This window comes from Devosia sediminis, assembly GCF_016411825.1.
Lineage (GTDB): Bacteria > Pseudomonadota > Alphaproteobacteria > Rhizobiales > Devosiaceae > Devosia > Devosia sediminis.
In genome coordinates, this window is sequence record NZ_JAEKMH010000006.1 from 12,884 (window position 1) to 34,430 (window position 21,547).

General features: G+C 63.6%; 28 protein-coding genes and 1 other RNA gene. 7 read left to right on the forward strand and 22 right to left on the reverse strand.

The genetic code is table 11. The annotated features are described in order from the left end of the window. Nucleotides 1-59 precede the first annotated feature (59 nt). The 14 genes from JEQ47_RS19200 to ruvC form a co-directional block, all read right to left on the reverse strand. A complete protein-coding gene (locus JEQ47_RS19200; protein WP_198878062.1) occupies nucleotides 60-779 on the reverse strand; it encodes a type 1 glutamine amidotransferase in 720 nt (239 codons plus the stop codon). Between the two features lie 53 nt (nucleotides 780-832). Continuing rightward, nucleotides 833-1,321, reverse strand: a complete 489-nt coding sequence (gene msrB / locus JEQ47_RS19205) for a peptide-methionine (R)-S-oxide reductase MsrB (protein WP_328769661.1) — start codon at nucleotides 1,319-1,321, stop codon at nucleotides 833-835. A 150-nt stretch (nucleotides 1,322-1,471) separates the two neighbouring features. Next, nucleotides 1,472-2,038 (reverse strand): fasciclin domain-containing protein, encoded by a 567-nt coding sequence (locus JEQ47_RS19210; RefSeq protein WP_198878063.1) that lies wholly within the window; start codon nucleotides 2,036-2,038, stop codon nucleotides 1,472-1,474. A gap of 312 nt (nucleotides 2,039-2,350) precedes the next feature. Continuing rightward, entirely contained in the window at nucleotides 2,351-3,661 is a 1,311-nt protein-coding gene (gene tolB / locus JEQ47_RS19215) for a Tol-Pal system beta propeller repeat protein TolB (RefSeq protein ID WP_198878064.1), read from the reverse strand. 65 nt (nucleotides 3,662-3,726) lie between these two features. Further along, a complete protein-coding gene (tolA, locus tag JEQ47_RS19220) occupies nucleotides 3,727-4,881 on the reverse strand; it encodes a cell envelope integrity protein TolA (RefSeq protein WP_198878065.1) in 1,155 nt (384 codons plus the stop codon). A gap of 10 nt (nucleotides 4,882-4,891) precedes the next feature. Further along, the gene (locus JEQ47_RS19225) at nucleotides 4,892-5,332 is read right to left on the reverse strand and encodes an ExbD/TolR family protein (RefSeq protein ID WP_198878066.1); all 441 of its coding nucleotides are present in this window, start codon (nucleotides 5,330-5,332) and stop codon (nucleotides 4,892-4,894) included. Between the two features lies 1 nt (nucleotide 5,333). After that, entirely contained in the window at nucleotides 5,334-6,035 is a 702-nt protein-coding gene (gene tolQ / locus JEQ47_RS19230; protein WP_198878175.1) for a protein TolQ, read from the reverse strand. Nucleotides 6,036-6,220: 185 nt separating this feature from the next. Then, on the reverse strand, nucleotides 6,221-6,619 hold the full coding sequence (gene ybgC, locus JEQ47_RS19235; RefSeq protein ID WP_198878067.1) for a tol-pal system-associated acyl-CoA thioesterase: 399 nt from the start codon (nucleotides 6,617-6,619) through the stop codon (nucleotides 6,221-6,223). After that, nucleotides 6,616-6,822 (reverse strand): DNA-directed RNA polymerase subunit alpha C-terminal domain-containing protein, encoded by a 207-nt coding sequence (locus JEQ47_RS19240; protein WP_198878068.1) that lies wholly within the window; start codon nucleotides 6,820-6,822, stop codon nucleotides 6,616-6,618. Before JEQ47_RS19240 ends, ybgC begins: the two co-directional genes overlap by 4 nt. After that, nucleotides 6,819-7,316 carry an NUDIX hydrolase gene (locus JEQ47_RS19245; RefSeq protein ID WP_198878069.1) on the reverse strand — a complete coding sequence of 166 codons (498 nt, stop codon included), beginning with the start codon at nucleotides 7,314-7,316 and terminating at the stop codon, nucleotides 6,819-6,821. The genes JEQ47_RS19240 and JEQ47_RS19245 overlap by 4 nt, the downstream gene beginning before the upstream one ends. After that, nucleotides 7,313-8,350, reverse strand: a complete 1,038-nt coding sequence (gene ruvB, locus JEQ47_RS19250; RefSeq protein ID WP_198878070.1) for a Holliday junction branch migration DNA helicase RuvB — start codon at nucleotides 8,348-8,350, stop codon at nucleotides 7,313-7,315. Before ruvB ends, JEQ47_RS19245 begins: the two co-directional genes overlap by 4 nt. A 7-nt stretch (nucleotides 8,351-8,357) precedes the next feature. Next, on the reverse strand, nucleotides 8,358-8,660 hold the full coding sequence (locus tag JEQ47_RS19255) for a hypothetical protein (RefSeq protein ID WP_198878071.1): 303 nt from the start codon (nucleotides 8,658-8,660) through the stop codon (nucleotides 8,358-8,360). 27 nt (nucleotides 8,661-8,687) lie between these two features. Continuing rightward, nucleotides 8,688-9,305, reverse strand: coding sequence for a Holliday junction branch migration protein RuvA (gene ruvA, locus JEQ47_RS19260; protein ID WP_198878072.1), 618 nt, complete (start codon nucleotides 9,303-9,305; stop codon nucleotides 8,688-8,690). Continuing rightward, on the reverse strand, nucleotides 9,302-9,808 hold the full coding sequence (ruvC, locus tag JEQ47_RS19265) for a crossover junction endodeoxyribonuclease RuvC (RefSeq protein ID WP_198878073.1): 507 nt from the start codon (nucleotides 9,806-9,808) through the stop codon (nucleotides 9,302-9,304). Before ruvC ends, ruvA begins: the two co-directional genes overlap by 4 nt. A 289-nt stretch (nucleotides 9,809-10,097) precedes the next feature. Here ruvC and JEQ47_RS19270 point away from each other — a divergent pair, with 289 nt between their 5' ends. Then, nucleotides 10,098-10,877, forward strand: coding sequence for a GGDEF domain-containing protein (locus JEQ47_RS19270; protein WP_198878074.1), 780 nt, complete (start codon nucleotides 10,098-10,100; stop codon nucleotides 10,875-10,877). A gap of 52 nt (nucleotides 10,878-10,929) precedes the next feature. On the opposite strand, the gene JEQ47_RS19275 is transcribed toward JEQ47_RS19270, so the two are convergent. The 4 genes from JEQ47_RS19275 to ssrS form a co-directional block, all read right to left on the reverse strand. Beyond that, complete coding sequence (locus tag JEQ47_RS19275) at nucleotides 10,930-11,676, reverse strand: YebC/PmpR family DNA-binding transcriptional regulator (RefSeq protein WP_198878075.1); 747 nt, start codon at nucleotides 11,674-11,676, stop codon at nucleotides 10,930-10,932. A gap of 79 nt (nucleotides 11,677-11,755) precedes the next feature. Beyond that, nucleotides 11,756-12,580 carry a TIGR00282 family metallophosphoesterase gene (locus JEQ47_RS19280; RefSeq protein WP_198878076.1) on the reverse strand — a complete coding sequence of 275 codons (825 nt, stop codon included), beginning with the start codon at nucleotides 12,578-12,580 and terminating at the stop codon, nucleotides 11,756-11,758. Further along, nucleotides 12,577-13,164 (reverse strand): 5-formyltetrahydrofolate cyclo-ligase, encoded by a 588-nt coding sequence (locus tag JEQ47_RS19285; RefSeq protein WP_198878077.1) that lies wholly within the window; start codon nucleotides 13,162-13,164, stop codon nucleotides 12,577-12,579. Before JEQ47_RS19285 ends, JEQ47_RS19280 begins: the two co-directional genes overlap by 4 nt. Nucleotides 13,165-13,179: 15 nt before the next feature. Continuing rightward, a non-coding RNA gene (gene ssrS / locus JEQ47_RS19290) (6S RNA) lies at nucleotides 13,180-13,337 on the reverse strand. 102 nt (nucleotides 13,338-13,439) lie between these two features. Here ssrS and JEQ47_RS19295 point away from each other — a divergent pair. Next, nucleotides 13,440-15,065, forward strand: coding sequence for a cation:proton antiporter (locus JEQ47_RS19295; RefSeq protein WP_198878078.1), 1,626 nt, complete (start codon nucleotides 13,440-13,442; stop codon nucleotides 15,063-15,065). On the opposite strand, the gene JEQ47_RS19300 is transcribed toward JEQ47_RS19295, so the two are convergent. The 4 genes from JEQ47_RS19300 to JEQ47_RS19315 are packed head-to-tail and all read right to left on the reverse strand — an operon-like array spanning nucleotide 15,062 to nucleotide 16,322. Then, nucleotides 15,062-15,346 (reverse strand): type II toxin-antitoxin system RelE/ParE family toxin, encoded by a 285-nt coding sequence (locus JEQ47_RS19300; protein ID WP_198878079.1) that lies wholly within the window; start codon nucleotides 15,344-15,346, stop codon nucleotides 15,062-15,064. The two genes, JEQ47_RS19295 and JEQ47_RS19300, sit on opposite strands and share 4 nt — an antisense overlap. Before the next feature lies 1 nt (nucleotide 15,347). Then, nucleotides 15,348-15,611, reverse strand: a complete 264-nt coding sequence (locus tag JEQ47_RS19305; protein WP_198878080.1) for a type II toxin-antitoxin system ParD family antitoxin — start codon at nucleotides 15,609-15,611, stop codon at nucleotides 15,348-15,350. A gap of 47 nt (nucleotides 15,612-15,658) precedes the next feature. Next, entirely contained in the window at nucleotides 15,659-16,030 is a 372-nt protein-coding gene (locus JEQ47_RS19310) for a cell division protein ZapA (protein WP_198878081.1), read from the reverse strand. A 4-nt stretch (nucleotides 16,031-16,034) separates the two neighbouring features. Continuing rightward, nucleotides 16,035-16,322 (reverse strand): DUF4164 family protein, encoded by a 288-nt coding sequence (locus JEQ47_RS19315; protein WP_198878082.1) that lies wholly within the window; start codon nucleotides 16,320-16,322, stop codon nucleotides 16,035-16,037. 249 nt (nucleotides 16,323-16,571) lie between these two features. Here JEQ47_RS19315 and tkt point away from each other — a divergent pair, with 249 nt between their 5' ends. From tkt to JEQ47_RS19340, 5 genes are all read left to right on the forward strand, one after another. After that, nucleotides 16,572-18,548, forward strand: coding sequence for a transketolase (gene tkt, locus JEQ47_RS19320; RefSeq protein ID WP_198878083.1), 1,977 nt, complete (start codon nucleotides 16,572-16,574; stop codon nucleotides 18,546-18,548). A gap of 50 nt (nucleotides 18,549-18,598) precedes the next feature. Continuing rightward, on the forward strand, nucleotides 18,599-19,606 hold the full coding sequence (gene gap, locus JEQ47_RS19325) for a type I glyceraldehyde-3-phosphate dehydrogenase (protein ID WP_198878084.1): 1,008 nt from the start codon (nucleotides 18,599-18,601) through the stop codon (nucleotides 19,604-19,606). 128 nt (nucleotides 19,607-19,734) lie between these two features. Further along, nucleotides 19,735-20,316: a hypothetical protein gene (locus JEQ47_RS19330; protein ID WP_198878085.1), complete on the forward strand. Its 582-nt coding sequence runs from the start codon at nucleotides 19,735-19,737 to the stop codon at nucleotides 20,314-20,316. A 12-nt stretch (nucleotides 20,317-20,328) separates the two neighbouring features. Next, on the forward strand, nucleotides 20,329-20,937 hold the full coding sequence (locus JEQ47_RS19335; protein ID WP_198878086.1) for a GyrI-like domain-containing protein: 609 nt from the start codon (nucleotides 20,329-20,331) through the stop codon (nucleotides 20,935-20,937). Nucleotides 20,938-21,009: 72 nt separating this feature from the next. Next, a complete protein-coding gene (locus JEQ47_RS19340) occupies nucleotides 21,010-21,540 on the forward strand; it encodes a putative glycolipid-binding domain-containing protein (RefSeq protein ID WP_198878087.1) in 531 nt (176 codons plus the stop codon). Nucleotides 21,541-21,547: the final 7 nt, after the last annotated feature.

The window sequence follows — 21,547 nt, forward strand, 5'->3', positions numbered from 1 at the left end:
GCCTGATGCACAGAAGGAAACTGGCACCGACCATCCACCCGATATGGTTAATTCGGTCTTTATCGCCGCGCGTGCGCGCCCAGCATGAACTGCGCGATAGAGTCGCGGATGCGGGCGCTGTCAGAGGCCGTGGTGAAAGAGCCCAGCGCCTTCTCGATGACCGCGTCCTCCGCCCGGCCGCGCCGCAGCTCGACCAGGGCAGTGCCATAGACATCGTCGAATTCCGGGTGCGGCTGAAAGCTCAGCGCCGCGCCATTGGCATAGTGGAGGCCCGCATTGGGCGTGAATTCGGAGGCGAGGATCACCTGCGCCTCCTTTGGCGGCACGATGACCTGGTCCTGATGCGAGCAGACGACGTTGATGCTGTCGGGCGCGCTGCTGAAAAAATCGGGACGATTGACGACGCGATAGGAGTGCCGCCCAAGGCCCCAGCCCTTTTCGGACTTGCGCACGTCCCCGCCCAGCGCATCGGCCATAACCTGGTGCCCGAAGCAGATGCCGAGCATGGGCGTGCCGGCACTATAGGCCTTGCGGATGAACTCGCGCAGCGGCGGCAGCCAGGCATGGTCCTCATAGACCCCGGCGGACGAGCCGGTGATGGCGATGCCCTCGAGCGCCGCAGGATCAGGCAAGGTCTCGCCATCGAGCACACGGACCGCATCATAGTCGAAGCCATGCCCGGTCGAAGCGAACATCTCCTGGAACATGGCCGTATAGGGGTCGAACCTGTCCTTGAGCGGATCGGGAACCTTGCCGACTTCGATGATGGTGAGCTTCATGGCTATTCAGAAATCCTCTATGCCACTGGCATATCGGACTTCGCGTCGCCCGATCAAGCCGCCGGCTCGAACCTCAGCGCAACCCCGTTAATGCAATAACGCAGGCCTGTCGGCGCCGGGCCATCCTCGAACACATGGCCCTGGTGCCCGCCGCAATTGGCGCAGTGCACTTCGACGCGGCTCATGAAGAGGGTGTTGTCTTCCTTGGTGCCGATGCTCTGTGGGATGTAATCGTAAAAGCTCGGCCAGCCGGTGCCGCTGTCGAACTTGGTGTCGGAGGCGAAGAGCGGTTCGTCGCAGCCGGCGCAGTGGAATACCCCTGCCCGCTTTTCGTCATTGAGCGGCGAGGTGAAGGGATGTTCGGTATTTTCGTGGCGCAGCACCTGATAGGCCTCGGGGGAGAGCCGTGCCTTCCATTCTTCGTCGCTGAGGGTAAAGGGGAAATTCCCTTCGGCAGCAACAGCGCCGCGGCCCAGGCCAAGCATGGCGCCCAGGCTCAACAGCGAGCCGGAAATCAAAACCTTGCGGCGATCGAAGCGCATCGACATCTCCATCAGCTCAGGGCTCTCGGAAAAGGCAACGTGACCATAACAGGCCTGAGCCTCTCTGGTCACGTCGAGGGTGGGGTTCCACGCCCTGGAGCTTGCTGCGGAACCCCTATGCCTGCTTATTCGGCAAGCGGCAGGCTTTCGTTACATCGCCGGGAGGAGCACGGCGTCGATGACGTGGATCACGCCATTGGACTGGTCGACGTCAGCGATGGTCACGGTGGCGGTGCCGCCATTGGCATCGGTGATCTTGACGTTGTCGCCGTCGAGGCTGAAGGTCAGCTCGCCACCCTGGACGGTCGCGGCCTTGTATTCACCGCCATTGTCCTCGATCATCTTGATCAGGTCAGCCGAGTGAATGTCACCGGCGATGACGTGGTAGGTCAGGACGGCAGTGAGCTGATCCTTGGCTTCCGGAGCCAGCAGACCTTCCACGGTGCCGGCCGGCAGTGCTTCAAACGCAGCGTTGACCGGAGCGAAAACGGTAAACGGGCCCGGGCCTTCGAGGGTCTCGACGAGACCGGCAGCCTGCACGGCAGCGACCAGGGTAGTGTGGTCAGCCGAGTTCACCGCATTCTGGATGATGTTGTTGGTAGCCGGCATGGCGGCGCCGCCAACCATGGGCGCATCCTGGGCAATGACGGCAGCGCCCGAGAGCGAGCCAAAGGCGAGAACGGCGGCAACGGAGAGGGCACGAAGAGAAACGGTCATCTGGTAGTTCCTTCCTGTATGAATTCTGGTCCCACTCCTCGGTGGGGTCGCAGGAAGCTACGGGCGGTTGGCAAAACCAGTTTCGCCACGATCAGAAAGAGTTCTATTTTTTGATTTTTTTACAAAGCCATTACCTTTCAATTACTTAGATGAACTCCGCCTCGCAAGTCGGACGGTTTCTCGAAAGAAATCTCATGTGATCCAACTGCGGGGCGAGCTCGTAAGAAGCCGTCAATCAGCTGCGGAGTTCCTCCCGGCCAAAGAAAAAACCCCGGACCGCGTCCGGGGTTTCTTGCCAGGTCTGAAGTCTGATCAGCCGCGCAGGCCGGACCAGGAAGGGTCGGAGGCATAGCTTTCGGTGGGCACGGTCTGGGCCGCGCGGCCCCAGATGTCCACACTCATCAGGCGCGGGCCGTCATTGCCGCCCGGATCCTGGTAGAACATGATGACCCGGCCGTTCGGCGCCCAGGTCGGACCCTCGGCATGGTAACCCGAATAGAGCAGGCGCTCGCCCGACCCATCGGGGGCCATGATGCCGATATGGAACTGCCCGCCCGACTGACGGGTAAAGGCGATGAGATCGCCGGCGGGCGACCAGACCGGGGTCGAATAACTGCCCTGGCCGAAGCTGATGCGCTGCGCGTTCCCGCCGCCTGCACCCATCATGTAGATCTGCGGCGAGCCACCGCGATCGCTTTCGAAGATGATGCGGCTGCCATCGGGCGAGAAGGACGGCGCCGTGTCGATGGCCGCCCCCGAGGTGAGCTGCATCGGCTGACCACCGCCGGTGGAAACAGCATAGATATTGGTGCTGCCGCCCTGCTCCACCGAGAAGGCGACCGTGCCGCCATCGGGCGAGAAGCGCGGGGCGAACGTCATGGCGCCGACATTGGCGAGGCGCTGCTGCTGGCCGGTGGACAATTGCAGCAGATAGACCTGCGGATTGCCGTCGGCAAAATTCATGTAGGTGACGAGGTCGCCATTGGGCGAGAAGCGCGGCGTCAGCGCCATGGACTGGCCATCGGTCAGGTAGCTGGCATTGGCGCCGTCCTGGTCCATGATGGCCAGGCGCCGCACGCGATTGGCCTTGGGCCCGCTTTCGGCCACATAGAGCACGCGGGTATCGAAATAGCCGGTGCCGCCCGAAAGCTGCGAATAGATCGCGTCGGACACGAGGTGCCCGATGCGGCGGGCCGAGCTCGGATCGGTGGCGTAGGAATTGCCGACCACCTGCGCGCCCTGCTGGGTATCCCAGACGCGGACCTGGGCCGAGATCTGCCCACCGCGTTCCACCGCGCCCATTACCACGCCATCGACATTGGCGGTGCGCCAGACGTTGAAGTCCGGCGTCGCGTTGACATCCCCCAGCTGCACCGGCAGCGAGGCCGGATCGAGCGGCAGGAAGAGGCCCGAGCGCCTGAGGTTGTTGCGCACGATATCGGCGATCTCGCGCCCGAAGGCGGGATCGGACGAGGCGAAATCGGGAATGGCGATCGGCAGCGGCTGGAAATTGGCGCCTTCCACCACGATGCGCAGTTGCGCCAGGGACATGGGGGCAGTGGCCAGCAGGGCGCCGCCAGCGAGGCCAAGCTTGAGCGCAGTACGGCGCGTCATCAGTGTCATGGTCTAGATCTCTCCGGTCTTGCCGTTTCGGCCGCAGTTTGGCCAGCAGAAAGGCAAATTCAAGGTCAGGGTCTGAGTTCGATTTCGATCTGGCGCCATTCATCATAGGCGTCGGCGGAAAGCATGGAATAGGGTCCGCACTGCACCACGGCACGCTGTGCGGCGCGGGCGATCGACTGCCCGGCGGGCGAGCTGTCGCTGGCGATGACCTGCGGCGTACCATTGACGCTGCCGTCGCGGTTCATGCTCACCGACAGGGTGACATTGAGGCCGCTATTGAAGTCCGACGGCAACAGGTTCCAGCAGGTCTTGATCTTGGCAACCAGACCATCGATTGCAGTCTGGCTCAAGCGTGCAGACGTACCGCCCGTATCGCCCAGGGTCGGCGAGCCCCCCTGCCCGGTGGTACCACCGGTCGTGGGGGCATTGTTGATGATCGAGGAAATGTCATCAGCCGTCTCCGAACTGATTTCGGTCGGCGGCGCAGCCTGGGCGGCAGCCGCGGCCTGGCGCTGACGTTCTTCTTCCTCGCGGCGACGACGCTCGGCGGCCTGCGCCTGCTCACGCACCTGCGCCAGGTCGGCCGGGCGCGATGTCGGCAAGGCCACATCCACCTGCGGCGTCGGTTCGGGGGTCGGTTCAGGAGTCGGCTCGGGTTCCGGCTCCGGGGTCGGCTCCGGTTCGGGCTCAGGCTCGGGCGCGGGTTCCGGCTCAGGGGTCGGTTCGGGCACCGGTTCTGGCTCGGGCTCGGGTTCAGGCGGTGGTGCGAGGTCGTCGGGGCGGGTTTGCGGCAAAGCCGGCGCTGGGGTGGGCTCGGGCTCGGGTTCGGGCTCCGGCGCAGGCTCCGGTTCGGGGGCGGGCTCGGGCTCGGGTTCAGGCTCGGGCGTGGGCTCAGCCTCAGGGGCCGGGGCCGTCTCGGTCACCGGAGCAGGCGTTGGCACATCGGCCGGTGACGGCGTCACCTGGTTCTCTTCGGTATTGCCGGTTGGCTGTGCCAGTTCGGCCGGGTCCTCGGATTCGACGATCGAGGGTGTATCGGTCTCGACAACGGTGCTGTCGAGCTGACCGGCGCGGATATTGGAATATTCCTCGATCGGCACCAGATCGACGGCGATCGACTGCGTGGTTACCTGCAGGGGTTCGGTCGATCCAAGATTGATCAGGCCGATAACCAGCAGCAACACATGAACGGATACCGATACGCCAAGGCCAGTGCGCATACGCTGGGGCCTATCTCTCGCGCTCGGTGACGAGCCCGATCTTGGTATAACCGGCAGCGGACAGCAGGCCCATGACCCGCATGACCGTGCCGTAATTGGCTGTGGTATCGCCACGCAGGAACACACGATCCTCGACCGTGGCCAGCGTCCCCACGGTGGCCACGAGATCGGCTTCCGTCACCGGGGTCTCGTCGACAAAGATGGCGCCTTCGGGCGTCACGGCGACAGTGATCGGTCGCGTCTGGCTGGCCATGTCGCCAGCGGCGGTGCGCGGCAGATCGACAGACACGCCCGATGTCATCATCGGGGCCGCGACCATCATGATGATGAGCAGCACCAGCATGACGTCCACCATCGGCGTCACGTTGATCTCGCTCATCACGCCGCTGCGCTTGCGCCGGCGACGGCGTCCGCCGCCTCCGCCACCGCCCGATGGTCCACCCATGCCCATGTCAGCGGCCCCGTGCTTCGAGCTGGCGGCTGAGGATGGTAGAGAATTCGTCGGCAAAGCCTTCCAGGCGCCCGATCATCTTGCCGGCGTCGGAGGAGAGTTTGTTGTAGGCGATAACGGCCGGAATAGCGGCAACGAGGCCGATGGCCGTGGCAAACAGCGCTTCGGCGATCGGACCGGCGACCACGGCCAGGTTGGTATCGGACGAGGCGGCGATATTAGTGAAGGCATTCATGATGCCCCAGACCGTGCCGAAGAGACCGATGAAGGGACCAGCCGAACCGACGGTGGCGAGGAAGCCGAGGCGCTTTTCGAGATACTCGCTCTCGCGCGCAATGGCCACATCAAGCACCTTGTCGAGGCGTTGCTGCATGCCCACAAAGCTGGCCGCATTCTGCTCGTGGCTGCGCTTCCACTCCTTCATCGCCGCGACGAAGACCGAGCCTAGGCCACCCGAGGGCTTTTCGGCCTGCTGCTGGTAAAGCTCTTCCAGTGACTGACCGGACCAGAAGGTACGCTCAAAGCGGTTCATCTCGGCCCGCATGCGGCGATAGGATATGGTCTTGTCAATGATGATGGCCCAGCACCACACCGATGCGGCCAGCAGGCCAAGCATGACCGACTTGACCACGATGTCGGCCATCCAGAACAGGCCCCAGATGGAGAGGTCCGCATGGGGAGCGGCCGCTCCCACTGCATCCATGGCTTCCATGAAACTATTTTCCTTCTGGCCGGCTCGTGCGGCCCCATTGCCGTGCGATGGGGACGAAATCTGTCAAAATTAAGAGAAATGCCCCGCATTCCGGGGCCTGCGACGACCCGGCACGGCGCAAATCCGCCTATGCCCTTCTTATGGTCACCAAGGAGTTAACAAACAGAGTCCGCGCTTCAGGCTCCGGGCACGAGACGCGCGCGCAGATCAGCCGGCAGGCGGGCCGGTCCGCCCGTAATCTTGATCGCCACAACCGTGACTTTGGCCTGGGTGATGAGCTTGTCGTCACGCAAAAGTGTCTGCCTGAGCAGCAGCCGCACGCCGCTCGTCTCCACCACTTCAGTGGTCACGGTCAGGAGATCGTCGATCCGCGCTGCGGCAACAAAGTCGAGTTCCATCGACCGCACCGCAAAGGCAATCCCTTGTTCGGCCAGTTCGTGATGGTGGATTCCGAGGTCACGCAGAAACTCGGTGCGGCCCCGCTCGAAGAACTTCAAATACGCCGCATGGTAGACATTGCCGGAAAAATCGGTGTCTTCGTAATAGATGCGGACCAAATGGGAATGGGTGGTCATGAGGCGTAGCCGAGGCCGCGTTCGGCCATAGCCGGATCCAGCTCGATGAAGCTCTTTGGACCGATGCCGTGAAGATCGGCGACATCTTTGCGGGTCCATCGCGTGAGGTCCGCGAAGGTGACGATGCCGGCATGCTCGAGCGCCCGATGGGCCGGTCGGCTGAGCTTCAGCGTGTCGGCAATGCGATCCCCGGCGCCGCTCATGCCGGCCTCTCGTCATGGATGACATGGGTCAGCTCTGCGGGCAGATCACGGAGGAAACCCGGCAACCAGCCTGGAAGGAGGTTGAACTCCTCGAGGGCATTACCCGTCAGTGGCAGCCAGTAGAACGAGAGGTCGTGACCCTCGTCGAAGCGCTTGAGCCAGGGTGTCTTTCCATCGGGCGCCTGCCCCGGCAGGGTGACAGCATAGAAAAAGCCGACTTCGTGGAAATCCTGCTCTTCCCGCCGATAGAAGCTTTCCGAGGTTGCGACCATCGCGCCGATTTCCGCTGGCATATCCAGTTCTTCGGCGATTTCGCGACCGAGGCTGAGGCGGCTGTCCTCCCCCAGTTCGACACGTCCGCCGGGCAGCATGCAATAGGCGTCATCATCCTCCCGGCACACCAGCACGTGGCCCTCCGCCACGATGATGCCGGCGACGCGGAAATTGAACCGCTGTCCATCGATGGGAAAGCTGATGACGTGGCGGGCGCTCACTCCTCGCCCTCCTCGAAAAGGCTTGCCTGCAGGCCGGCAAAACCCTGTGGCACGATCTTGTTGAGGTGCTGGAAGGCGATTGCCGTCAGCATGCGCCCGCGCGGAGTGCGCTGAATAAAGCCTTGCTGCAACAGGTAGGGCTCGACGATCTCCTCGATGGCGTCTCGCGGCTCGCTGAGGGCGGCGGCAATGGTTTCGATCCCCACCGGGCCGCCATTGTAGAAATCCGCAATAGTGGTGAGGTAGCGCCGGTCGAGCTGATCGAGTCCGCGGGCATCGACATCGAGGCGCAACAGGGCCTTGTCGGCGAGCGTGCTGTTGACCTCTTCCGCCCCCTCGACCTGGGCGAAGTCAATCACGCGCCGCAACAGGCGCCCGGCAATACGGGGCGTTCCGCGCGAACGCCGGGCAACCTCCATGGCGCCGTCGGGCGACATGGGCATGCCGAGGAGGCGAGCACCCCGCGTCACGATCTGCACCAGCTCGGAAGGCGTGTAGAAGTTGAGCCGCACCGGGATACCGAAGCGATCGCGCAGTGGCGTCGTGAGCAGCCCAGCGCGGGTGGTGGCACCCACAAGGGTGAATTTTGCGAGGTCGATGCGGACCGACCGGGCCGCCGGACCCTCACCGATGATGAGATCGAGCTGGAAATCCTCCATCGCCGGATAGAGCACTTCCTCGATCGCCGGGTTGAGCCGGTGGATTTCGTCGATGAAGAGGACATCGCGCTCTTCGAGATTGGTGAGGAGCGCGGCGAGGTCCCCCGCCTTGGCGATCACCGGGCCCGACGTGGCTCGGAAGCCGACGCCCAGTTCCTTGGCGATGATCTGCGCCAGGGTGGTCTTGCCCAGACCCGGCGGGCCGACGAACAGCACATGGTCCAGCGCCGAGCCGCGCTTCTTGGCGGCTTCGATGAATACTTCGAGATTGGCGCGCGCCGCGGCCTGGCCCACGAAATCGGCAAAGCCGGAGGGCCGCAGCGATACGTCGAGATTGTCATCGCGACCGGCGGACGCGGAAGTGAGATTGGTCACACGGGGCCTATTCTATGCTCGACACCGGAACACAGGCCGACCGCACGGCCGTCTTGTCCTTGAGGTCGGGGTTCTGCCGCGTCATGCGAAAGAACATCTTGGTGAGGTAGTCCAGCCGCGGCTCGCAGGACCAGCGCGGCATGGGATTGGCCGGGTCATGGAAATAATAGGGCTTGGTCGAGCCGTCTTCCTCCACGAACCAGATCGCCACGGCAGTCGCCTCGTTCTGGTCGGCGCTCGCCGCGACCGGGGCCAGTGCTGCCGTCACGGAAAAAACCACTGCCAGGAGTTTCAAACCAATGCCAGTCATCCCCAAACCTCCATTGCTCGGGGCACCCTAGCTGCTCAATTCCCGGAGGCCCAGCCGGATCAGCTTTTCGGTGGCGGCCTCGTCGCCCTCCTTGGCGATCACCCTCGCCACGGCAGCCGAGGCCTGGGCGCTGGAATAGCCAAGGTTGGTAAGGGCCGACACCGCATCGGCGACATTGCTGGAGGCGATGCCGTCGCCCAAAGCCGCCTGCAGGCCCAGTGTGCCGGCATCGATCGCGCCGATGGCCGGAACCTTGCCCTTGAGTTCGGTGACGACGCGCAGGGCAAGCTTGGGACCGACGCCATTGGCCCGCCCGATCATGGCCTTGTCCTGGAGGGCAACGGCGCTGGAGAGTTCCGAGGGCGACATGATCGAGAGAATCGAGAGGGCAACGCGGGCGCCCACCCCCTGCACGGTAGTGAGGAGGTTGAACCAGCTTTTTTCCGCTTCGGAGCCAAAGCCATAAAGCTTGATGAAGTCCTCGCGCACAATGGTTTCGATGAAGACGACCGCCCCCTCGCCCACCCGCGGCAATGCCTGCAGGGTGCGGCTCGAGCAGAAGACTTCGTAGCAGACCCCGCCACAGTCGATGAGAACGCTGTCCTCAGCGAAGCTGTCGACGAGCCCTTTGAGCTTGCCGATCATGCATAAGCTCCCATGCGGCGGGCCGAGACACGATGGTGCGCATGGCAGATGGCCACGGCCAGCGCGTCGGCCGCGTCGGCCCCCTTGATCACGGCGGCGGGCAGCAGCGTCTTGACCATCAGGGCCACCTGGTTCTTTTCGGCGTGTCCGGTACCGACCACCGACTTCTTGACGAGATTGGTGGCATATTCGGCCACCACGAGCCCGCGCAGGGCCGGCACTACCAGCGTGACCCCGCGCGCCTGCCCGAGGATCAGCGCCGAGCGGGCGCCGGCATTGACGAAGGTTTCTTCCACTGCGGCCTCGTCCGGACTGTGCTTGTCCAGCACTTCACCCAGACCATTGGCCAGCGCGGCGAGCCGATCGGCCAGGTCGCCATCCACAGGCGGGGTGATGGTTCCGCCCGCGACAAAACTCAGCCGGTTGTCCAGCGCCTCGATGATGCCCCAGCCGCAGCGGCGCAGCCCCGGATCGATGCCGATGATTCGCACAGAACGTGTCATGGTCTTCCTTGTAGTCAGCCGCCCGGAGCTTACCAAGAGCAAAGTGAACAAATGGGCAACAAACCCGCTTAGGGTCATCGCTGATTCAACTTTTAACGAATGGGAAAACCCAGTGGTGAGGAAGCAGGCTGTAGCGTCCCGAACCTGGGAATAGTGACGGGGCGCACATGGAAAAGGTGGCAAGACGACTGGCGCGCGGGGCAAACCGCGCAATTGATGCATCGCAGCCAGGCGCAGCATCGGCCGCCCGCCTTCAGACTTTCGTCCTGCACGAGGTCGCATTGTAACCATGATGTCACCGCGAAACCTGCCGCTTTTCGGCTGGTCCAGTGTCGGGCGCTGGACGCTGTTCGGCACCATGGCCTGCATCGCCGCCTCGATCAGCTTCACGCTTCTCGCCTTTGGCGACCTCAGCGGAGAACTGGCTTTGCGCATCTTGATCAGCGCCGTGGCGCTGCCCATCATCATCGGCGCGCCGCTGTTCTTCTATTTCAGCATGCGGATGCGGGGCCTCGCCATCGCCAATGCGCGGCTCGGACGCGTAGCCAGGACCGACAGCTTGACCTCCTGTCTCAATCGCGGTGCCTTCACCAGCCATATCAATGCCTGGCTGCGCGCGCCGGCGGCCGCCAGTTGCGGCGCACTGCTGATGATCGACGCCGACAACTTCAAGTCGATCAACGATCTCTATGGCCACGACAAGGGCGATGAGGCCCTGACCGTCATCGCCCGCGCCATTCGTTCGGTGCTGCGCAATGGCGACATTGTCGGCCGCATGGGCGGCGAGGAATTCGGCGTCTTCCTGCCCGGCGTCACCCAGCACCAGGCCCAGCTCGTGGCCGAGCGCATCCGCGCCGCGGTCAACGCCGCCGAGTTCAGCCCGCATGGCGAGCCCCGGCCGCTTTCGGTCAGCATTGGCGGCGCCGCATTTTCCGAGACCACGAGCTTCACGCAGCTCTTCCGCATTGCCGACCAGCGGCTCTATGGCGCCAAGCATGCCGGCCGCAACACCGCAGCCGTGGTACAGGTCGAAGATCACCCGACCATCAATCTCCAGCGCACGGCATGAAAAAAGGCGGCCCGGAGGCCGCCTTGGTATCGCTGATGAAGGCCTGCGAGCTTTAGGCTTCGAGCTTGGCCGCGTCTTCTTCGCTCATGTCGAAGTTCGAATAGACGTTCTGCACGTCGTCGTCTTCCTCGAGCGTGGCGATCAGCTTCATCAGCGTCGCGCCCTTTTCGGCGTCGATCGGGGTCTGGTTCTGCGGGCGCCAGATGGCCTTGACGGACTCGGCTTCGCCCAGAACCTTTTCAAGGGCGGCAGAGACTTCGGCCATGCCCTCGAACGAGGTATAGATATAGTGGCCTTCTTCGTCGCTCTCGACGTCGTCGGCGCCAGCCTCGATAGCGGCTTCCATGACTTTGTCTTCCGACCCCACCTTGGCCGGATAGGTGATTTCGCCGACGCGGTCGAACATGAAGCCGACCGAACCGGTTTCACCCAGGGCGCCGCCATTCTTGGAGAAGTAGGAGCGCACATTGGAGGCGGTGCGGTTGCGGTTGTCGGTCAGAGCCTCGACGATGACGGCAACGCCGCCGGGACCGTAGCCCTCGTAGCGGATCTCGTCATAGTTCTCGCTGTCGGCGCCCGACGCCTTCTTGATGGCGCGATCGATATTGTCCTTGGGCATGGACTGCGAGCGGGCATTGGTGACGGCCAGGCGCAGACGGGCGTTGAAGGCCGGATCCGGCATGCCCATCTTGGCCGCGACGGTGATTTCGCGTGCCAGCTTGGAGAAGATCTTGGAGCGGATCGCGTCGGACTTGCCCTTGCGATGCATGATGTTTTTGGCGTGGGAATGGCCAGCCATGGGAGACCTCGGGTAAGCAAATCTGCAATTTCGCGCTGCTTATAGGGCGCGGAACGGCAAAAAGGAAGTCGTGGGGCCCCTAGGCCTCCGGAAACTCCGGCAACGACTGAGCCAGCACACCACCGACCCTGAGAGGCGCCACGAAGCGGGCAAGGCCGCTACGCGGATCGGTTTCGACCGCGACGCCACAGAGCGTCGCCTCGCCCTCGGCCGGCGTGAAGCGGCCATTTGGGAGCCCGGTGAGGAAGCGGTTGAGCGGCTCCTCCGTCTCGGTGCCGATAATGCTGTCGAAGTCCCCGCACATGCCCGCATCGGCCATCAGCGCCGTGCCGCCCCGAAGGATGCGATGGTCGGCGGTAGGGATATGGGTATGGGTACCCACGACCAGCGTGGCGCGGCCATCGAGATAATGGCCCATCGCCTGGATTTCCGAAGTCGCTTCGGTGTGGAAATCGACCACGACCGCATCGGCCACTTCGCCCAGCGGCGCCTGGGCCAGCGCGGCGTCCACCGCGCGGAAGGGATCGTCGACCGGCGGCATGAACACCCGCCCCAGCGCATTGACCACGAGGACGCGGTGGCCATTGCGGCCTTCCACCAACATGGCGCCGCGCCCAGGCGTGCCTGGCGGATAATTGATGGGGCGGACAAGGCTGGGTTCGCGCTCAATATAGGTCAGTGCCTCGCGCTGGTCGAAAGCATGGTCGCCCAGGGTGACGATATCGGCGCCGGCATCCCGCAGTGCCTGAAAATGGCTTTCGATGAGCCCCTTGCCGTGGCTGGCATTCTCGCCATTGACCACGACGAAATCGAAGCCATAGCGGGCAATCAGGCCCGGCAGGCGCTCGGTCACGCCATCGCGGCCGGAGCGGCCCATGACATCGCCCAGGAACAATAGCCTCATGCGCGACCCTCGAAGAAACGGACGCCGTTTTCGGTGATGACGGCATCGAGCGGCACGTCGTGCGCCTCGCGCGGAATGCGCGGGATTTCCTGGGCCGCGAAGGCAAGGCCGATCAGCAGCGGCTTTCTCGGCAGCGCGGCCAGGGTACGGTCATAGTAGCCCCCGCCATAGCCCAGCCTCGTGCCCTCGCCGTCAAAGCCCAGGAGCGGCACCAGCATGAGATCGGGCACGGCACGGGGCGCAAGGTCCGACGGGGCCAGCGTTCCGAAACCGGCCTCGTAGAGCGGCGCATCGGCCTCCCAGACGCGCAGGTCGAGCGGCGCATCGTCGCCCGCCACGACCGGCAGTACGACGGTCTGGCCCCCGTCCATGAGACGGGCAAGTATGGTCTGGCAATCGATCTCGTCGCGAATCTTCCAGTAGCCGGCGATCACCTGCTCGGGCTCATAGGCGATCTGGTCGAAGAAATAGGCCGCGACGATCTTGGCGGCATCGGCCCGGTCCTCGTCGGAAAGGGCGGCGCGGCTCGCATGGGCCTGACGGCGCAGGGCGGCCTTCGCCTCGTCGATATTCAGCTCCGCCATGCGCCCTCGTAGAAATTCAGTGCCACCCTGGCCGTGGGACTTGCGATCCCGGGAACCTACATACGTAGGTGGGCGCCGTATGTCCAAGCCCACGGGCCTGGTCAGGGACAGCTCCCTTAGGATCGATTAAGGCCCCGGGGATATGTGTGTCCTCACGCGCCGGGCAGCGAACAGAGATATAGGCGCTTCCCTTCGCCAAGCAAAGGGGCCCACACTGTCTCTGGACAGGATTGCACCGTGATTTGACCGTGTCGGCTTGCCGCCCGAGGACCTCGATGTTCGCCTATACGCTGATCGTCATCACCATTGCCCTGGCGCTGAGCGCGGTGGCGGAGCGTCGTCACATCCACCCGGCCCTGCTTGTGGTGATGGTTGGCCTCGTCGCATCCTATGTGCCCGGCGTGCCGCAGCTGCAACTCGAGCCCGAGTTCATCCTCACCATCGTGCTGCCGCCCATGTTGTTCACGGCAGCCCGCGACTTCTCCTTTGCCGATTTCCGGCGCCGCCTCGGCTCGATCGTCAATCTGGGCGTATTCCTGATCTTTGCCTCCACCTTCGTGGTCAGCATCGCCGTTCTCTCGGTGCTTCCGGACCTTTTGCCGGTCACGGCGCTGATCCTGGCCGTGGTGATCGCTCCCCCCGATGCGGTGGCCGCCATTGCCATCGGCCGCCGCGCTGGCCTCCCGGCGCGGCTGATGACGGTGCTCAAGGGCGAAAGCCTCATCAATGACGCGGCGGCCCTGACCCTGTTTTCCATTCTGGTTGCCATCGCCACCGGTACCCATGCCTTCATCGACAACCTGCCGCTTTATTTTCTTTATGCGGCTTCGGTGGGCATCATCGTTGGTCTTGTGGTGGGCAATCTCGCCCACTGGGTGCGCGGCCGGTTGTCCAACCCTGCCCTGGCGACCGCCCTTTCCGTCGTCGTGCCCTTCGCCGCCTATCTCATCGGCGAAGAACTCCACGCTTCCGGTGTTCTCGCCGTAGTCGCCGCCGGCTTTGCCGTCGGCCACCATGGCGTACAGTCGCACTATCGCGAGCGGATGCAGGAGGGGGCTTTCTGGCGGACTGTGGACACCCTGCTCGAAACCTTCGTCTTCGCCTATATCGGGCTGCAACTGCGCTTCGTCATCACCGATGCCAACGAGGCCGGCTTCGACACGGTCGAGCTTGCCACGGCGACCCTCGTCATCTTCCTCGCCATCGTCGCCATTCGCTTTGCCTGGGTGTTCGCCTCGGCCGCCCTCGGCCGTTGGCGCTACCGGCGCGTGGCCGGCAAGTTGGCGCATACAAGCGCCGGAGCGCGTCGGCGCCAACGGCCGCAGCCGGAAGCGCCACTGAGCTGGCGCGAAAATACCGTCCTTTCCTGGACCGGCATGCGCGGCGTCGTCACCCTGGCAGCCGCTGCCGGTACGCCGCTTTTGACAGCCAGTGGCGACGCCTTGCCCGGCCGCGAGGCCATCGTCTCGCTGGCCTTTCTCGTGACCATCGCCACGCTACTGATCCAGGGGCTGACGCTGCCGCTGCTGATCGACTGGCTGAAACTGGACAATGCCAGGCACGAGAAATTCGTCGCCCAGCAGATCGAACACGCCGAAGACCTGACGCATGAGGCTACGATGCAGGGGCTCGACGCCTATGCCAGGAACAATCCCGACCCGGCCTCGCAAAGGCTGGTCGCCAGCATGCGTCAGCGTTTCGATGCCAGCCGCAAGGCGCAGCAACCCCGCAGCGACGATCCCGAGGCGGCCCTCGCCATCGGCCAATATCTGCTTGCGGCGCGCCGTGCCCGCCTTGTGCAGGCGCGCGACAGGCAGGAAATCGACGACACCGTGGTGCGTGACATGCTCGACAAGCTCGATCTCGAACAGGCTTTTATGGACAGCGTGGGCAGGGGTTAGAGCAGGTCGAACCAATCCTGCAGGTGATGGAGGACGCGCAGGATGATGATGTCGTCGCCGTCGATGACGTAGAGGATGTGGTTGGCCTCGCAGGTCATGAGACGCACGCTGCGCCCAAAATTCAGACGTTCGGGAGCCATCCTCGGATTTGCCGCCAGAGCGTCAAAGGTGTCCGCCAGGCGAAGATCATACTTCTCAGCCTGATTGAGGCCGAACCGCTCGAGACCCCAGAGCGAGATGCGGTCAAGGTCATCGCGCGCATCCGCCGTTAGCACCCACATTTCAGGCTGATTTACGCTGCGCGATCGCTTCCATCCGCTTGGCCTTCATGCGTGCCAGCAAATCCTCGCGGGTCATCTCGGTAATGCCGCTAGCGAGAGCATCATCCACCATCTGCTGCAGTTTTTCCCGCGCGTCTGCTCGCTGTTGCTCGCGTCGCACCAGGTCGCGCATGACGTCGCTGGCATTGGCATAGCGGCCGCTGGCGACCTGTTCTTCGACCCAGTCTTTCATTGCCTGGGGAAGGGAGACGTTCATCGTGGCCATGAGGCACCTCTGGCTTTATTGGCAATCCTTGCCAATAAAGCCAGAGGTTATGGCAGGACGGCGGTTTCGTCCAGCGTTGCGGCCACGCCTTCTAGCGCCTTCGCGGCTTCAACCAGCTTTTGGGCAAACCGCGCCTCGGTATTTTCGAGCTCGACGGCAATGTCCTGCCCGGCGCGGGTGAGTTCGAGCACCTGCGCCTCGAGTACCTTGATCCTGCGCTCGGCCTCGGAAAGTTCATCGAGCACGGCAATGCCGGCCATGACGGTGAGGCGGTTGTCGCCGATTTCGCCCACAGCGCCCTTCAAACCCTCGACCTGCGCGTTGAAGCGATCAGCCAACCCGATCAGGTGGCCCTGCTGGCCCTCTTCGCAGGCCATGCGGTATTTGCGGCCGTTGATCTCGACATTGACTTCGGGCACTGCGCTACTCCGCCTTGGCCAGGACCGAGCGCACCGTCTCCATCGCCTCGACAAGGCGGCGCGACACTTCGTGGGCGCTGTCATCGAGCCGCTTGGCGCGAGCCGCGGTCTTGTCCAGCTCGGTGGCGAGCCGGGCCCTCTCATGCACGAGACGCTGGGTATCGACTTCCATGCGCTGATGGCGCTGCAGGCGGCTGCCGAGATCGCGGGTACTCGCGCCCAGCCGCGCCAGGGCCCGGTCGAACCGGGCGGCGGCGGACACCAGGCCCTCTTCAAGTTCCGTCTCACTCATGGCCGCTACTGCCCTCAGGACACGACGATTCCAACTTTTCCAGCCTGCCCCACCGATTATGGCAATGCAACTGCCTTGGAGGCTCAACTCCCCCGAAATCCGGCCCTCGACCGAACGCCTGAGGCCCTTGGCGACATTGACAGGCAAGCCGAACCTGTTATGCCTCAAACCCGCCTTTGGGAGGAGGTCGCTCCGGCCGCCGCTCCCGAGAAATCCTAGACTTTCTTCCTCAAGCGAGCGGTCCTTCCCATGACGAATACAGCCCAGCAGAACGACCTGGCCAATGCGATCCGGTCCCTTTCCATGGACGCGGTCGAGAAAGCCAATTCGGGCCATCCGGGCCTGCCCATGGGCTGCGCCGACATCGCCACCGTGCTGTTCACCAAGGTGATGAAGTTTGATCCCGCGAACCCCCAATGGGCAGATCGCGACCGCTTCATCCTCTCGGCCGGCCACGGCTCGATGCTGCTTTATTCCTCGCTCTACCTGCTCGGCTACGAGGACATGACCATCGACCAGGTCAAGAACTTCCGCCAGATCGGTTCGAAAACCGCCGGCCACCCCGAATTCGGCCATGCCACCGGCATCGAGACCACCACCGGCCCGCTCGGCCAGGGCCTCGCCAATTCGGTCGGTTTTGCCGTTGCCGAAGCCAAGCTCGCCGCCGAATTCGGTTCGGACATCGTCGATCACCACACCTATGTGCTGGCCGGTGACGGGTGCCTGATGGAAGGCATTTCCCAGGAAGCCATTTCGCTGGCTGGTCACCTCAAGCTCAACAAGCTGATCGTGATCTGGGACAACAACAACATCACCATCGACGGCAAGGTCTCCAATGCCGACTCGACCGACCAGATCGCCCGCTTCAAGGCCGTCGGCTGGAACACGATCGAGATCGACGGCCACGACCAGGACGCCATCGAAAAGGCCTTGCTCCAGGCAAAGGCCTCGACCGACAAGCCCACCCTGATCGCTGCCAAGACCACGATCGGCTTCGGCGCGCCAAAGAAGGCCGGCACCGAAAAGGTTCACGGCGCTCCGCTCGGCGCCGAGGAATTGGCCGGGGCCAAGCAGGCGCTCGGCATCACCTATCCGGCGTTCGAAATCCCCGCCAACATTCTCGACGCCTGGCGCGCCGCCGGCACCCGCTCGCAAAATGTACGCGGCGAATGGGAAGCCCGCCTCGCCAAATCGGACAAGAAGGCCGAATTCACCCGCCGCATGTCGGGCACGCTGCCCGAGGGCTTCAAGTCGGCCATGACCGACTACAAGAAGAAGCTTGCCGAAGATAAGCCGAAGGTCGCGAGCCGCAAGGCGTCGCAGATGGCTCTCGAAGTCATCAACAAGACCGTGCCGGAAACCCTGGCCGGCTCCGCCGACCTGACCCATTCCAACCTCACCAATACACCCGAGACCCTGCCCTTCCAGGCCGATAACCGTCTCGGCCGCTACATGATGTACGGCATTCGCGAGCATGAAATGGCCGCCGCCATGAATGGCGTGGCGCTGCATGGCGGCCTCGTGCCCTATGGCGGCACCTTCATGGTCTTTACCGACTATGCCCGCCCGGCCATCCGCCTCTCGGCCCTGATGGAACAGCGCGTCATCTATGTCATGACCCACGACTCCATCGGCCTCGGCGAAGACGGCCCGACCCACCAGCCGGTGGAACACCTGACCGCGCTTCGCGCCATCCCGCAGTTGCTGGTGTTCCGCCCGGCCGACGCCATGGAAACCGCCGAATGCTGGGAACTGGCGATGGAAACCGCCGACCGCCCGTCGATCCTGGCGCTTTCCCGCCAGAACCTTCCGGCCGTACGCACCGAATATTCGGCGGAGAACAAGTCGGCCAAGGGTGCCTATACGCTGGTCGGCCCCGCCGATGCCGACGCCGTCATCTTCGCGACCGGGTCGGAAGTGGCCATCGCCGTCGAAGCCCAGAAGGAACTGACCGAAAAGGGCATCAAGGCTCGCGTCGTCTCGGTCCCCTCGATGGAGCTCTTCGCCAAGCAGTCCGACGCCTACAAGGCTGAAGTGCTGGGTTCGGCCAAGGCCCGTGTCGCCGTCGAAGCTGGCATCGAGATGAGCTGGAGCAAGCTGCTGGGCGACAAGGGTCGCTTCGTCGGCATGCATTCCTTCGGCGCTTCCGGCCCCATCGACGCGCTCTATGCCCACTTTGGCATTACGTCCAAGGCCGTTGTTGAAGCCGTCACCGCACAGTTGTAAGAGAGCCTCGCCTCCCTTTCTCCTCCCCTCCCCTCCTGGAGCGTAAAAACATGGCAGTTCGCGTCGCCATCAATGGTTTTGGCCGTATTGGCCGCAATGTCCTCCGCGCCATCATCGAGAGCGGCCGCACCGATATCGAAGTCGTGGCCATCAACGATCTCGGCCCGGTGGAAACCAATGCCCACCTGCTGCGATTCGACAGCGTGCATGGCCGTTTCCCGCACACCGTCAAGGTCGATGGCGACACCATTGACGTGGGTCGCGGCCCGATCAAGGTGACTGCCGTCCGCAATCCCGAAGAACTGCCGCACGCCGCCATGGGCGTCGACATCGCGCTCGAATGCACCGGTATCTTCACCTCCAAGGAAAAGGCCTCGGCGCATTTGAAAGCCGGCGCCAAGAAGGTCATCATCTCGGCCCCCGGTGACGGTGCCGACAAGACCATCGTCTACGGCATCAACCACGCTTCGCTGACCAAGGACGACGTGGTGATCTCGAACGCCTCGTGCACCACCAACTGCCTCGCGCCTTTGGCCTATGTGCTGCACAAGGAATTCGGCATCGAAAAGGGAATGATGACCACCATCCATTCCTATACCGGTGACCAGCCGACCCTCGACACCATGCACAAGGATCTCTATCGCGGCCGCGCGGCGGCCCTCAGCCAGATCCCGACCTCGACCGGTGCCGCCAAGGCCATCGGCCTCGTCCTCCCCGAACTCAAGGGCAAGCTCGACGGCGTCTCGATCCGCGTGCCGACCCCGAACGTCTCCTGCGTCGACTTCAAGTTCATCGCCAAGCGCAATGTGACCGCCGAAGAGATCAACGCCGCGGTCAAGCGTTATGCCGATGGCGAACTCAAGGGCGTGCTCGGTTATACCGACCAGCCCAACGTCTCCATCGACTTCAACCACGACCCGCACTCCTCGACCATGGCGCTGGACCAGACCAAGGTCATGGACGGCAATTTCGTTTCGGTGCTGAGTTGGTACGACAATGAATGGGGATTCTCCAACCGCATGGCCGACACCGCCGTGGCGCTTGGCAAGACTCTCTAAGGTCTTCGGAACTACAAGATTTGAAGGGCGTCCTCCGGGGCGCCCTTTTTGTATCCGCCAGCCGCGCTGGAACTTCCCGGCCACCTTGCCAATTCTGCCTGCAGAAAACTGGTTCTGCGGAGGCCACCGTGATCCATTCCAGACTGACGCTCCTGCCGCTCGCCCTCTTGCTCTGCGGCTTTACCAGCTTCGACCGCTTTGCCGACCCCGAGACCGGGCTCAGCATCGAGCCGCCGAACAGTTTCCTGTTGATCGACCTCGCGGACTACAGTGCGCAATCAACGGCCAAATCCTCAGTCGGCGTTTATCCCCACACCACCACCGACCTCGCCAACCCGCCGACGCCCTACTGCGTCTTGACCCTGCATGAACGTGAGGACACCGAAGGCAAGACCCAGGACGAGCTCAATGCGCGGATGCGCGACCCCGAAAGCATCGACGCCCTCCTGGGCCATTTCGGCCAGAACTTCACCATGCGCGAAGACGAAGCCGTCAGCCTCGACGGCGTGGACGGGCACCAGTTCACCTTCGCCGCGCCGGGGCCGGACGCCGAGAACCATGACTACCCCGTCCATGTCGCGACCATATTTGATACCCCGCCGGGCCGCGTGACGCTGGCCTGTCAAACGACCAACGAGACCCTCACGACCGATCTGGTCACGCTGGATCTCATCCGCGATAATCTGAGCCTTCCAGCCGCCGACAAGTAAGGCCCAGAGGGCATGACCAAGATCGATATTCGCACGGCACTGAAGCCCATCTATTCGGCCACGGCACGCTGGAGCGAGATCGAGGTGCCGCCGCTGCGCTATGTCATGGTCGACGGCTCCGGCGATCCCAATTCGGCGCCAGCCTACAAGGCGGCTGTCGAGTGGCTCTATTCGACCAGCTATGCGCTCAAATTTGCTGCCAAGGCGCTGGGACAGGACTATGTCGTGCCACCTCTCGAAGGCCTTTGGTGGGCCGACGACCCGGCCGACTTCATCGCGCGCCGCAAGGAGCGCTGGCACTGGACCATGATGATCCTCGCCCCCGACGTCATCACGCCCGACATGTTCGACGCAGCACGGACCAAGGCAGAAGGCAAGCTGGGCGATGCGCCCGCAACCCTGCGGCTCGCGGCACTAAGTGAGGGGCAGTGCCTGCAGATGCTCCATATCGGCCCCTATGACGACGAAGGCCCCGCTCTCGCGCAGCTTCACGATGTGGAAATGCCGGCGCGCGGCCTCACCTTCAACGGCCATCACCACGAAATCTACCTCGGCGATCCGCGCCGGTCGGCACCCGAAAAGCTCAAGACCATCCTGCGCCAGCCGGTGCGCAGAGCATGACGCAATTGCAATTCTGCGGCTTGTGATTTTCCCGGGCATTTGATGGAAATGCGGGGCAAGGGAGGCTCGGCCATGCTCAACAGATCGATCCGCTGGCGCGGGCTGGACCTCGCCACATCGGAGCACTGCCATGTCGTCGCCAATGGCCGCGACACCAGGATCCGCGGCGCCATCATCGGCCCCGATTTCGGCCTTTTCTATCGCCTGAAGCTCGACGAGAACGGCAATACGCGGACGGTCAAGATCGAGCGCGCGGACGGCAAGCAATTGGAACTGTTCTGCGATGGCGCCGGCGGCTGGTCGGACGACCGTGCGGAGCCAATCCCCTCCTTGCGCGGCTGCGTCGATGTCGACATCTGGCCCACGCCGCTGACCAATTCCCTACCGCTGTGGCGCACCGAACTGGAGGCGAACAAGCCGACCCGCTACGCCATGGCCTGGATCGACGCCACGACGCTCGAGGTCAAACGCTCGGAGCAAGTCTATACGCGGATCGACGACACACATGTCCGCTTCCAGTCCGCTGACTTCGAGCGGATACTGGAAGTGGATGCGGATGATCTGGTGGTAACCTATCCGGGCCTTTTTGCCCGCACGGACTGATCGAGTG

Coding starts and splice junctions, on each gene's coding strand:
- JEQ47_RS19200 (WP_198878062.1), bottom strand. CDS start 779: ATGAAGCTCACCATCATCGAAGTCGGCAAGGTTCCCGATCCGCTCAAG.
- msrB (WP_328769661.1), bottom strand. CDS start 1,321: ATGCGCTTCGATCGCCGCAAGGTTTTGATTTCCGGCTCGCTGTTGAGC.
- JEQ47_RS19210 (WP_198878063.1), bottom strand. CDS start 2,038: ATGACCGTTTCTCTTCGTGCCCTCTCCGTTGCCGCCGTTCTCGCCTTT.
- tolB (WP_198878064.1), bottom strand. CDS start 3,661: ATGACACTGATGACGCGCCGTACTGCGCTCAAGCTTGGCCTCGCTGGC.
- tolA (WP_198878065.1), bottom strand. CDS start 4,881: ATGCGCACTGGCCTTGGCGTATCGGTATCCGTTCATGTGTTGCTGCTG.
- JEQ47_RS19225 (WP_198878066.1), bottom strand. CDS start 5,332: ATGGGCATGGGTGGACCATCGGGCGGTGGCGGAGGCGGCGGACGCCGT.
- tolQ (WP_198878175.1), bottom strand. CDS start 6,035: ATGGATGCAGTGGGAGCGGCCGCTCCCCATGCGGACCTCTCCATCTGG.
- ybgC (WP_198878067.1), bottom strand. CDS start 6,619: ATGACCACCCATTCCCATTTGGTCCGCATCTATTACGAAGACACCGAT.
- JEQ47_RS19240 (WP_198878068.1), bottom strand. CDS start 6,822: ATGAGCGGCGCCGGGGATCGCATTGCCGACACGCTGAAGCTCAGCCGA.
- JEQ47_RS19255 (WP_198878071.1), bottom strand. CDS start 8,660: ATGACTGGCATTGGTTTGAAACTCCTGGCAGTGGTTTTTTCCGTGACG.
- ruvA (WP_198878072.1), bottom strand. CDS start 9,305: ATGATCGGCAAGCTCAAAGGGCTCGTCGACAGCTTCGCTGAGGACAGC.
- ruvC (WP_198878073.1), bottom strand. CDS start 9,808: ATGACACGTTCTGTGCGAATCATCGGCATCGATCCGGGGCTGCGCCGC.
- JEQ47_RS19270 (WP_198878074.1), top strand. CDS start 10,098: ATGATGTCACCGCGAAACCTGCCGCTTTTCGGCTGGTCCAGTGTCGGG.
- JEQ47_RS19275 (WP_198878075.1), bottom strand. CDS start 11,676: ATGGCTGGCCATTCCCACGCCAAAAACATCATGCATCGCAAGGGCAAG.
- JEQ47_RS19280 (WP_198878076.1), bottom strand. CDS start 12,580: ATGAGGCTATTGTTCCTGGGCGATGTCATGGGCCGCTCCGGCCGCGAT.
- JEQ47_RS19285 (WP_198878077.1), bottom strand. CDS start 13,164: ATGGCGGAGCTGAATATCGACGAGGCGAAGGCCGCCCTGCGCCGTCAG.
- JEQ47_RS19295 (WP_198878078.1), top strand. CDS start 13,440: ATGTTCGCCTATACGCTGATCGTCATCACCATTGCCCTGGCGCTGAGC.
- JEQ47_RS19300 (WP_198878079.1), bottom strand. CDS start 15,346: ATGTGGGTGCTAACGGCGGATGCGCGCGATGACCTTGACCGCATCTCG.
- JEQ47_RS19305 (WP_198878080.1), bottom strand. CDS start 15,611: ATGGCCACGATGAACGTCTCCCTTCCCCAGGCAATGAAAGACTGGGTC.
- JEQ47_RS19315 (WP_198878082.1), bottom strand. CDS start 16,322: ATGAGTGAGACGGAACTTGAAGAGGGCCTGGTGTCCGCCGCCGCCCGG.
- tkt (WP_198878083.1), top strand. CDS start 16,572: ATGACGAATACAGCCCAGCAGAACGACCTGGCCAATGCGATCCGGTCC.
- gap (WP_198878084.1), top strand. CDS start 18,599: ATGGCAGTTCGCGTCGCCATCAATGGTTTTGGCCGTATTGGCCGCAAT.
- JEQ47_RS19335 (WP_198878086.1), top strand. CDS start 20,329: ATGACCAAGATCGATATTCGCACGGCACTGAAGCCCATCTATTCGGCC.
- JEQ47_RS19340 (WP_198878087.1), top strand. CDS start 21,010: ATGCTCAACAGATCGATCCGCTGGCGCGGGCTGGACCTCGCCACATCG.